This window comes from Propionicimonas sp. T2.31MG-18 (assembly GCF_964266745.1).
Taxonomy (GTDB): Bacteria; Actinomycetota; Actinomycetes; order Propionibacteriales; family Propionibacteriaceae; genus Propionicimonas.
The window spans coordinates 153,296-164,613 of the sequence record NZ_CAXWGX010000029.1; the positions used below are offsets into that span (position 1 = coordinate 153,296).

Sequence of the window (11,318 nt, forward strand, 5' to 3'; positions counted from 1 at the left end):
CACACCAGCGGCGGTCTCGTCGGAGACGTGATCACCGACAGCCTCCGCCAGGCCACCGTCGACGGGGACGCCAAGTTCCTCGCCGACCCGTCCACGTTCACCGGCAGAGACGGGACGACCCCCACCCGCTCGCAGCTCTTCGCCGACCAGGAGGCCGCGTTCCGGGCGTGCGTCGCCCTCTGGTCCGCGTACTCCGCCGAGCTCGACGGCGACATGGACGTATCCCGCGTCCGCGAGAAGCTCGTGCTACCCATGCTCGACCTGTTCGGCTTCACCCCCGCCTACCAACGGGCGAAACTGCCCGCCGGAGACCGGACATGGACCGTGTCCCACCTTGGCTGGGACGGCCCGGACACACCCCCCATCAGCGTGGTCGCCGTCACCGACCTCGACGCGCGCGCCAACCGAGCCCGTTCCGCTCACGAGGAACTGCAGGGCTACCTGAACGCCGCTACGGCGCGTTGGGGGCTCCTCACCAACGGGCGCGTCCTGCGGCTGCTCCGCGACTACCACCACACACGCACCCGCGGGTACGTCGAGTTCGACCTGGCCGCCATGTTCGAGGCCGGCTCCTACCCCGACTTCCTCGCCCTCTGGCGGCTCTGCCATGCATCCCGGTTCCTCCCTCAGACATCCGCCGACACGTCACCGGATGAACCCGACTCCGACGTTGGGGTCGAAGGTGAAGACACCGACGGCGACGACGACATGGCGGCCTCGGCTGACGCGCCCGAAGGGCAGGACAGCACGCTGCTGGAACGGCTCTACGCGAAGGCGCTCACCGCCGGGGTCGCCGCCGGCAAACGGCTCCAACCGCAGGTGCGGCAAGCCATCAGCCTCCTCGCGAACGGCCTGATCGAAGGGACGCCGGGCCTGCGGGATCAGGTGACCTCGAACCCCGACATGGGCCGCGACCTTTACCGGGAACTACTCACCGTGCTCTACCGGGTCCTGTTCCTCTTGTTCGCCGAACAACGCGGCATGCTCAACGGCGCCGACCCGCTGTATGACGAGACGTACAGCCTCACCCGGCTCCGCGCCACCTCCACGACCGGTCGGGCCGAACCGCGCCGCATGGACCTGTGGGAAGGGCTGAAGACCACGTTCCGGGCCTTCTCAGACGAGGATGACGCCGCAGCACTCGGCGTCTACCCGTACAACGGGTTCCTGTTTGACCTGACCCGCACCCCGCTCACCACCGGCGGCCGGATCGCGAACACCTACCTGACCCGCGCGATCCAATCGCTCACCACCGTCACCGTGGGCGGCACCAGCATGCACGTCGACTACCGCAACCTCGGCGTCGAAGAACTCGGTGCCGTGTACGAGTCCCTGCTCGACTACACCCTCGCGGTGGCCGGCACCGCCACCCTCGACGACGACAACAAGAAGGTCGCACCGGGCCAGGCGTACCTCGCCCGGATCAGCATCGAACGAGCCGACCTCGCCTCGTTCTACACGCCCACAGACCTCGTGGACCTCCTGCTCACCCGATCCCTCGACCCGCTCATCGAACAACGTCTCGCGGACGCCGGCGACGACCGCCAGGCGCAGGTGGACGCGATTCTCGACCTGAAGGTCATCGACCCGGCCTGCGGGTCCGCCGCCATCCTCGTCGGCGCGCTTGATCGGCTCGCGTACGCAGTCGCGAAAGCCCGCAGTAACCCCCACGAGCCACTCCCCCAAGACCTTGCACACGCCCGCCGCGAAGTGCTCCAGTCGTGCATCTACGGCGCGGAGAAGGACCCGTTCGCGGCCGAGCTCGCCAAGGTCGCACTGTGGATCCACTGCGTCGTCCCCGACCAGCCGCTCACGTTCCTCGACCACCACATCGTCTGTGGCGACAGCCTCGTCGGCTGGCCCCTCCTGAACGTGCCCACCCGCATCGAGAACGCCGCCTTCCAAGTCACCGGGGTGAAAGGCCCGTTCGCCAGCCGCCTCACACGGGCACTGAACGACAACAAAGGGTTCACCGCCGGCTACGGGGACCTGTTCCAAAACGACACGGTCGAGTTCACCCTCACCCTGCCCGAGGCGCTCCATGGCCCCGAGCACACCCCCGCGCACGTCCGCGCCAAGTCGCAGGCATTCCGCGACTGGCAGGCCAGCCCCAAGTACGCCACCTGGAAGCAAACCGCCGACATCTGGACCGCCGCCCACTTCTGGACCGACGGGGACACGCACGCCATCCCGACCAGTCGCGCCTACTCCGCTGCCCTCGACGGCCACCCGGACCCCGACACCGCCGCCGTAGCGGCGAGCATCCTCGCCGATATCAACCCCATCCACTGGCCCCTCGCCTTCCCCGAGATCCACGCCCGAGGCGGCTTCGACCTCGTGATCGGCAATCCACCGTGGGAGCAGTACAAGGGCGAGGAACAACCGTTCTTCCGGCAGCACTTGCCACGCATCGCCGCCATGACCAGCGAGACCCGCAAGAAAGCGATCGCGGACCTCGAACACACCGACCCCGCCATGTACGCCCGCTGGAAGACCTATCAGGCCGGTCAAGGCCGACTGGCCCACTTCGCCAAGTCAAGCGGCCGATACACACGCACACCCAACGAGGCGAACACGTACGTCCTCTTCACCGAGTTCGCCGCCGACTCCGCCTCGAACGTCGGCCTCATCGTGAAGTCGGGTATCGCCACGGACGCGGCCCAGTCCGCCGTGTGGAAACGGCTCGTGGCCGACGGTCGGGTCCGACAGGTCCTCGACATGGTCAACCAGGCGCCGTCTGGCAAGCGCGTGTTCCCTGCAGTGGCCGCGGTTGAACGTTTCAGCATTTTGCACCTGGGCCCCGCGACCAGCGAACCGCCGGAAGCTTCCATGCTGAACTTCGGCGTGGATGCGGCAACCACGAACCCCACCCGACCTTGGCCACGCATCGAACTCCGCACCTTCGCCCCCCGCACGGAGACGCTCCCCTCGACCGGAGACGCCGACGAGATCCGCCTTGCCCTCGACCTGCAGGATCGCTTTGCCACGCTCGACTTCTCCGAGCGCGACGGCGAGAACCTGTGGAACCTCAATTACGTCGGGCTGTTCCACTCGTCGGCGTCCAAGGCGAAGGGATGGCTTCAGCGCGGTCCCGCGCTCGAGGCCGCTGGGTTCAGGCTCGACAGGGACAAGCACTACCGCCACCGGGACGGGCGCGAAGCCCTCCCCGTGTACGAAGGCCAGATGGCGAATCGATGGGACCACCGGGCCCGCACCTTCGAGGGCTTCTCGGGGAAGGATCGTTACGGGCGGAAGCCTCACATCCCATGGGTCACCGAGGAGCAGCACGCCGATGCGTCGTTCGAGGTCGAACCGCGCTACTGGATGCACGCGCAGATCGCCCGCGAGCGGCTGGACGATGTCGTAGGACGCGGACGTGCGATGCTCGCGATGAGGGACATCGGGCGCATGTGGACCGACCGTCGGGTGGTGCGTGTGGCCGTCATGGAGCCGTTGCCCGCCACTCACACTCTCCCCGTCCTCGTCACGGACAGCGCCAAGGTCCTCGGAGCGGCCGCGCTGCTCAACTCAATGACCCTCGACTTTCTCGCCCGGATCCATATGCCAGGCGGCCACCTCACTCCTTGGGTGCTGTCCCAATGTGCCGCGCCGACGCCAGCGGACATCCCCTCCGAGGTGGAGGCCGTGTCGGCCGCTCTGAGCGTCACGACCGCCCCGCTCGGCGCGTTCCTCGGCCGACAGCCCACCCGATGGGACGCTGGAGAACGAGAGCTCCTCGACGCCCGGTCGGATGCCCTCATCGCGCAGGCGTACAGGCTCACGCTGGCCGAGTACGAGGTGGTCCTGAACCACTTCAAGCTGCTTGAGAAGATCGAGACGCGCGAGGTCGGGGAGTACCGCAGCAGGCGGCTCCGGCTGGAGGCGTTCGAGGAGATCGGAGGGGGTCGCTGATGCGCCCGTTGTCGTTGATCGCTGGGCTCCGTGAGGGCTACGCCCGGTACGTGGACTCGTTCCAGTTCTACAAGAACCCGGCGATCCGTGAGTGGGTTCAGGACAAGCGGCGCGAGGGCCGACTCCTGTACCGGGAGCCATTCCTGACTCTGGCGAAGCCGTTCGCAGACGGCGCGTCCCTGCAGGCCCTGGTGGACGAAGGTGTCCTCGACCCGGGCGTGCTGGGGGTGTTCACCCGGAAGGCGGGCGACTCGGGTTCTGGGCCGGTGTCGCCGTTCGCGCACCAGGAGCAGGCGATTCGGCAGATCATGGCCGGCCACAACACGGCTGTGACCACGGGGACCGGATCGGGGAAGTCGTTCACGTTCTACATGCCGATCGTATCCACCGCGCTATCAGTCGCCGCGGCGCGGCAAGTTGGGGTGCTGCGGCGTCCGGTGGCGGTGATCATCTACCCGATGAACGCGCTGGCGAACAGCCAGTACGAGGACATCGCGGCCCGGCTGGCGGGCACTGGGCTGACGGTGTGCAACTACACGGGCAGCCTCAAAGTTACCGGCGAAGCAGCGTTGAAGGACTTCAAGCAGTTGACGGGCCGGGACACCCCGTACGACAGCGAGGTGATCGATCGGGGCACGCTGCACACCAAGGGCTGCGACATCCTGCTCACCAACTTCAAGATGTTGGAGTACGCGCTCGTCCGCAGGGAGGACGCCGCCCTGTTCGACACGCTCGGCGATGAGGGCCGGCTGCGGTACCTCGTGCTGGACGAGATGCACACCTACTCGGGCCACCAGGGTGCCGACATGGCGCTGCTCGTCCGCCGGTTCAAGGCACGGACGGGCACCGCTGGGACGCTGCGGTGCGTGGGCACGTCCGCGACGGTCGACTCGAGTGATCCGGCGGAGGCGCGTGCGACGATCGCGGAGTTCGCGGGGCGCCTGTTCGGTGAGCCGTTCGACCCGGACCACGTGGTGGGCGAGTCGTACGGGAAGCAGGAGACCCTCGACCCAGCCGGTCTGTACCTGCCCGATCAGGTGATCGGGGAGGACGCGTTCGCTGTGGCCATGTCCGCCGAGACGGACGAGGAGGCCGCCGACCTGTTGGGCGCGGCGTTGTTGGATGGGCCGGTCAGCCCGGACGCGGTGCGCGCGAGCCGGCCGGTCGCGTGGGTGGAACGCGCCCTGTGGGGCGGGGTCGTGTCCTTCACCGAGTTGGAGGATCGATACCTGGCGGAGGTCCGGCCCGGCTTCTCGCGCGAGGACGCGCGGCGGGAGATCGAGGCTGCGGTCGTGCTGGGCTCCTCGGTGAAGACCCCGGGTCCGAAGGGCGACGACGTGGGCCTGCTGACCCCGAAGGCACACGCGTTCTTCTCCCAAGGGCTGCCGGTGACCCGGTGCCTGCGGTCGACAGACCTACCGCACCTGTCCGAGCAGGGAGAGTCCACCTGCCGGCAGTGCGTCGAGGACGCCCACGTGGAGGACGTGCCCTCCTACCCGATCGTGTTCTGCCAGGCGTGCGGACAGGACTACTACGTCGCACAGGACGACGGCCACCACCTGCTGACACGCGACTTCCTCGCCGCGGCGGAGAACGGGTCCGCCGTGTACGTGATGACGGACGAGTGGGACGAGTACGCCGTGCCCCTCGACCCGAACGACGTGAAGAAGGACGGGACTGCGCGGAAGGGCCGCGAGGGTGCGGTGCCGCGAAGTCGGGTCGTCTGCGGAACGTGCGGCGAGCTCGGCGCCGGCTGCGGCCACGACACGACTGTGGGCGCGGTGACGGTGACGGCCCCGCTGTTGCTGTGCCCGTCCTGCGGTGTCCGCTACGACGGGACCCACTCGGAGTACAACAAGTTCTTCCAGGTCGGCACGGTCGGCAGGGCGACCGCCACGGACGTGCTCGTGGAGGCCATGCTGGACGAGCAGGACCGCACGCCGAAGCCCTCGGTGATGGCGTTCACGGACAACCAGCAGGACTCGTCGTTCCAGGCGGCCCACCTGCGTTCCATGTCCCGGCGGTTCCACGTCCGCCGGGCCCTGGTCGCCGGGCTGGTCGCGAAGGGGGCGACCGGGCCCGCCGACGCGCTGGACACGGGCGAGGTCGCCGACGCCGCGTACAAAGCGATGGAGGCCACGAGCACTGTGCCGCCGTTCTCCCGCGCCGCGGGCGACCAGGCCGGGTTCGCACCCGACGCCGCGTCCGGCAAGGCGAAGGGACGCTACCTGCGCTACCTGAAGACCGCCGTGCTGTTGGAGACCAGCGGCGGCCCACGGAAGGCGCAGCCGAACTTGGAGGACACCGGGCTCGTCGTCGTCGACTACGCCGGATTCAGCGCCGGGCAGGTCGCGCCCGTGGTCGCCGGGCTGGACGGCTTCCCCATGATCCGCGCGTACGCCGAGTCCGACCCCGACCTGACCGAGGACCTGTTCCGGGTCATCCTCGACCTGGTCCGCCGCGACCACGCCGTCGCCTCAGACAACGAGGACGGGCCGTCGGCCGCGTTCGTGGAACCGGGCCGGTTCAACAGCGACGTCCTAGAACAGCTCGATACGCGCTGCTACTTCCACTCCGGCCAGGAGATCCCGCTACGCCGGACCGTGTTCCATGAGAAGCGCGACTCGAGCCGGCGGATCAACTACCGGCGGCTGGCCGGGAAGGTGAACGTGGACGGGTCGGACGCCCCGCAGACCACCAAGCTCACCCGCTGGCTGAAAGCCGAAGCCGGGCTGCCACAGGACGCCGCCGGCAGCGTTGCGGCGAAGACGATCATCCGGCAGGCCGCCGCCGTCCTCGCCAAGTTCGGGTACCTCATCAAGGCCGAGGACGGGTACGTCCTCGACGAGGAGAAGGTCCGCTACTGGCACACCCCGGACGCGCAGGGGTTCCGGTGCGTCCGCTGCTCGGCACGGTGGAACCTGTCGAAGCCCCGCGCATGCCCGCGTTGCGTGAAGTCGAAGGTGCAGGAGGACCGGCCCGGCCGGGACGACTTCTTCCGCGCCGCGTACCTCGCCCCGCTGGACGAGAAGGTGAAGGTCGAAGCCGAAGAGCACACGGGCAGCCTCGATGGCGACCAGCGAAAGGTCATCGAGACGCGGTTCAAGGACCAGGCCGCCGACCTGAACGTTCTTGTGTGCACGCCCACGATGGAGCTCGGCGTGGACATCGGCACGCTGTCCGCGGTCTATATGCGAAACGTGCCCCCGTCGCCGGCGAACTACGCCCAACGGCAGGGCCGCGCCGGTCGTGCCGCGCAGCCGTCGGCAGTCGTGACGTTCTGCGCCGCCCAGGGCCGGGCCGCGTCCCACGACCAGTATTTCTTCAAGCGGCCCGAACGGATCATCGCCGGCAAGATCGCCGCGCCCCGGTTCCTGCTGGATAACCGGGCGCTGGTGGAAGCGCATGCGAACGCCATCGTGCTCGGGGCGTACGCGCAGGTCCACGGCGACCTGCCGAAGGAGATCGACGCGTGGACTCGTCTCGACGCCGGCGTCGGCGGGCTGAACGACGAGACCCGCAAGCAGATCGCCGGGTACGTCACCGGCAACCGCGACGAGCTTGTCGCGTCGATCACCGGCGCGTTCGCCGACGTTCTCGACCAAGCGGAGACCGTCTCCGACGCGGACGTGGCCGACATGGTGGACAACTTCGTGGACAAGCTCGACGCCGCCGTGGCGGCACTCGTGGACTACTCCGCCGAACTGAAGACCGAGCTGGACGAGCTGAACGCGCAAGGCGACAAGGGACAGCTCGACAAGACCGGCAAACGTCGCCGGGACGCGGTGGAGGCCATCCGTGGGTCCATCCGGCGCGGCGAGGGCGACTACCACCCGCTGTCGTGGCTCGCACAGCGCGGCTTCCTGCCCAGCTATGCGTTCCCCCGGAAAGCGGTCATGCTCCGGTTCAGCGACCGGGAACGCGCACGCGTGCGGTCGCGGTCGATCGCGTTGCGGGAGTTCGCGCCGGGGAACAGCATCTACCACCTCGGTAAGCGGTACCAGGTGACCAAGGTCGCGTCCGGCCGGGACGCCGAGGCGAACACTGTCCCCGTATACCTGTGCACGTGCGGCCACTACCTCGAACGAGACGCTGTCGGCACCCACCAGAAGTGCCCCTCCTGCGACCAGCCGCTCACGGGCGATCGGAAGTTCGACAACGCCATGCCCGTGTCCGACCAGTTCGCCGTCCAACGCGACAACGTGGGCGCCGACACCGAAGAGCGGCTCCGTCAGGGCTACCAGGTCGAGTCGGCGTACCGGCTGCCGAAGCTGGGCGTCCGTCACGGACTCGTCCACGCGGGCAATGGGACCGATCTCGCGGTCACGTTCGCGAGGGCTGGGCACGTCATGCAGGCCAACCTCGGCCTGATGCGCTCGAACGGCAACTTCAGCCTCTGCGCGCGTTGTCGGCAGTGGAACCCCGACCCGGTCGACCACTACAACGCGCAGAGCGAGTGTCTGCCCGCCCAGGACAACCTGATCCAGAACGTCGTCATCTTCAATGACGGTCTGCACGACCTGACCCTGTTGGACGTGGAAGCCCCCGACGGGACCGACCCGGACGTGTACGCGTACACGCTCGCGTACGCGCTCATGGCCGCGATGGGCACCCATTTCGGCGTCGAAGAGTCCGAGCTCAACGGCACCGTGTTCCCCGTTCCCGGCTCGCCGCACGCCCGTCGGATCCTGCTGTACGAGACCGACGAGGGCGGCATCGGCGTACTCGACAGGATGACCGACCCAACCGCGTGGCAGGCCGTCGCCGGCCGCGCTCTCGACATCCTGCACGTGAATCCCGACGGGACCGAAGCCGACGACGCGTGCCTGGAGTCCTGCTACGAGTGCCTCCGCAGCTTCTACAACCAGTGGCACCACGAGAAGATGGACCGCACCCTCGTTGTGCCGCTCCTCCGTGCAATCGCAGATCACGTGGAACTACACGTGGCAGCTGTCTCAGCAAACTGGGACGACGTGATTGCCACCTTCGACTCACACACCGAAGAGCTGATGGTCAAGGCGCTGCGAGACGCCGGCATCCCTGCCCCCTCCGAGGCCCACGTCGGACTGCCTCACGACGGACCGGTCGCTTCGGCAGATCTGCTCTATTCGGGAGAGGGATTGCATCTGGCCGTGTTCCTCGATGGGAGCGTCCACGACGATCAGGTGGTGGCGAAAATCGATCTTCGCCGACGGCGGCAACTTCAGGACCTCGGCTTCAGTGTGCTCGAGATTCGATTCGACAACGTGGCGGCTGGGATCGACTCCCTTCGCCAGCGCCTCGGGTTCTGAGGAACGCTGAAGGCGGCGCTGCGCTACTGCAAGCATCGGCTCCTCCGTAGGCTCGGTGCCTACCAAGCCGGTGTATCCGTCCCGAGTCTCCGGGACAGCCACAGCAGTCCAGTGCAATCATTGCGCCGTACCCGAGTCGTCCTCATCCCTGGACGCGCACTATCCAACGACAGGAAGCGACGATGCCTAACGGCAACCTGTGCCCGGGCTGCCGGACCTACACGCTTCAGCGGATCTCTACCAACCGGATGCAGTGCAGCACCTGCGGCCTGAAGAAGGAGGTCCAATGAGATGACGCCGCGGCGTGCGGATGATTCCGACGATGAACTGCGCGAGCGAATGCTCCAGAAGCTGATTGACGAGGGCATCGACCCGTCGAAGGTGCACTATCAGCCGTGGGGAGCTCAGACGGCTTGCGGATTAACGGCGTGGCTCTTCATGCCCACGAGCGACTCCCCTGAAGAGATCACTTGCGATGAATGCCTGCGCTTGTACCACGCGGTCTACGAGCCGTAGCTCGCACGCGAACTCGCTTCCGACCCGCGCGACCAAGTCTGGGTCGGCGTAGCCCGCAAGGCCACCCGGCCGTCGTGAGCCGCCTTGGCCTCTCGAGCGTGGCTTGATCGCGGATGACGACCTCGACGCCGGCCTCGAGCGGATACCGGCCGGTGGCCCAGCGGCGGAGTGCTTCGTGGATCTCGGTCATGGCCGCCTCCCCGGGCAACCCCGGCGCTCGAGATGGTCGTTCGGCGCGGCGGATGGTTCCGCAACGCAGGCCATCCGGACGTCGGCTTCGGTCGTTCCGCCGGGAGAGCTGTGGCGGAGTCGGTCGGCTCGTTCGCTGGTGGGGAGGGAGCGGGCGCTGCGCTGGATGAGGTCGGCGAGGTCGGTTCCGAGGCCGTCGGAGATAGCGCGTTGGTCGCCCAGGTCCTGGAGCCGGCCGTCCCATCGCTTCTGGAAGAAGCCCGTCGTCCAGGACAGCACCGCGATCTGGATCACGCCGACGAACGCCGCCAATCTCCCGTTGAGGTAGTTGTCGACAATGGCGACGCCGAACACGATCCAGCGGATGCCCCAGGAGATCCGCAGGGTGCGATGTCGGGCGACGAACTGGCTGACCATGGCGATGAAGACCTGCACCAGCCGCCACGGCGCGCAGTAAGCCTCGATCACGTTGACCAGCGTCGAGTCGACGACCTTGACGGCTCCGAGTGCCTGGCTGATGATCGCGCTGGCCTGACGGTCGGTCAGCTGACCGTTGGCGACCTCGCCGACAAACTCCGGGCTGACCACCAGGTCAGTGCTCGAGGACATGACGACCTCACCGCCGATGATCCGGCGGCCGATCCAGACCGACGGCTGGTGGCGTCCGCGCAGCGACGCGATCGGGACGATCGCGGTGAGCATCGTGTCGCGCTGGAAGTCGTTGGCCGGCGCGGCTCCGAAGCGCCACCACAGCATGGGCCGGGTGTTCCGTGTGATCACGAGGGCGATGCCGATAGCAGCCGTCACGACCAGTGCGGGGAGCGAGAGCCCGCAGACGACGATCCACACCAGGCTGCTGAAGATCACGCCGGTGATCTGCGCTGCGGCCCAGGCGCCGCGCCAGCGGTTCACGACTTCACCCCAGACACGTCGGCAAGAACACGCGGGATCCGTGACAGCCTGGTGAGTTCCTTGATGTCGACCTGGCCTCCACACAGGTCGGCGATCTCGGCGATGCTGAGGTGCTCGGCGAGCAGTGCGCGGACGGCGTCCGCCGCTTGATGTTCGGCGGCGTGGACGGCTTCGTCGCGTTCGGCGATCGCAGCGAGGATCTGGACGGCGAGGTCGGCGAGTCGGCGTTCCTGCTGGAGGCGTTCCTTGCGTTGGGCGGACAGCGCCTCGGTGACGCGGCGGCGTGCGTCCTGTTTGTATCCCTGTCTGACCATCGTGGGCTCCTCGTTCGGGGTGTTCTCACTCCCTTAAGCCCGCCGACCTGACCGTTCCGGACACCCGGCAGCCGACGAATCTCGACGATCCCGCCGAAGTCCCCGTCCAGAACGTCCCGGGACCATGTAACCAGTCGGCCTCGACGCCCCTGGTTTCAGACGTTTTCGAGCATCACACACCTTT

Annotated in this window: 5 protein-coding genes; 3 read left to right on the forward strand and 2 right to left on the reverse strand. The window is 67.8% G+C overall.

Annotated elements, in window-relative coordinates; all coding sequences use genetic code 11:
- The first annotated feature begins 252 nt into the window (after positions 1-252).
- The 3 genes from ACFQQJ_RS16605 to ACFQQJ_RS16615 all read left to right on the forward strand — a co-directional run bounded on the left by ACFQQJ_RS16605 (position 253) and on the right by ACFQQJ_RS16615 (position 9,719).
- Entirely contained in the window at positions 253-3,912 is a 3,660-nt protein-coding gene (locus tag ACFQQJ_RS16605) for an Eco57I restriction-modification methylase domain-containing protein (protein ID WP_377108264.1), read from the forward strand.
- On the forward strand, positions 3,912-9,203 hold the full coding sequence (locus ACFQQJ_RS16610) for a DEAD/DEAH box helicase (RefSeq protein ID WP_377108267.1): 5,292 nt from the start codon (positions 3,912-3,914) through the stop codon (positions 9,201-9,203). Before ACFQQJ_RS16605 ends, ACFQQJ_RS16610 begins: the two co-directional genes overlap by 1 nt.
- Before the next feature lie 291 nt (positions 9,204-9,494).
- A complete protein-coding gene (locus tag ACFQQJ_RS16615) occupies positions 9,495-9,719 on the forward strand; it encodes a hypothetical protein (protein WP_377108269.1) in 225 nt (74 codons plus the stop codon).
- Positions 9,720-9,905: 186 nt separating this feature from the next.
- On the opposite strand, the gene ACFQQJ_RS16620 is transcribed toward ACFQQJ_RS16615, so the two are convergent.
- Together ACFQQJ_RS16620 and ACFQQJ_RS16625 are read right to left on the reverse strand one after the other, a co-directional pair.
- A complete protein-coding gene (locus ACFQQJ_RS16620; protein ID WP_377108271.1) occupies positions 9,906-10,820 on the reverse strand; it encodes a hypothetical protein in 915 nt (304 codons plus the stop codon).
- Positions 10,817-11,134: a hypothetical protein gene (locus ACFQQJ_RS16625; protein ID WP_377108273.1), complete on the reverse strand. Its 318-nt coding sequence runs from the start codon at positions 11,132-11,134 to the stop codon at positions 10,817-10,819. Before ACFQQJ_RS16625 ends, ACFQQJ_RS16620 begins: the two co-directional genes overlap by 4 nt.
- Positions 11,135-11,318: the final 184 nt, after the last annotated feature.

What these genes read in the sequence shown, in the direction of transcription:
- ACFQQJ_RS16615 (WP_377108269.1), top strand. Translation starts at nt 9,495, where the DNA reads ATGACGCCGCGGCGTGCGGATGATTCCGACGATGAACTGCGCGAGCGA.
- ACFQQJ_RS16625 (WP_377108273.1), bottom strand. Translation starts at nt 11,134, where the DNA reads ATGGTCAGACAGGGATACAAACAGGACGCACGCCGCCGCGTCACCGAG.
- ACFQQJ_RS16605 (WP_377108264.1), top strand. Translation starts at nt 253, where the DNA reads ATGCTCGACCTGTTCGGCTTCACCCCCGCCTACCAACGGGCGAAACTG.
- ACFQQJ_RS16610 (WP_377108267.1), top strand. Translation starts at nt 3,912, where the DNA reads ATGCGCCCGTTGTCGTTGATCGCTGGGCTCCGTGAGGGCTACGCCCGG.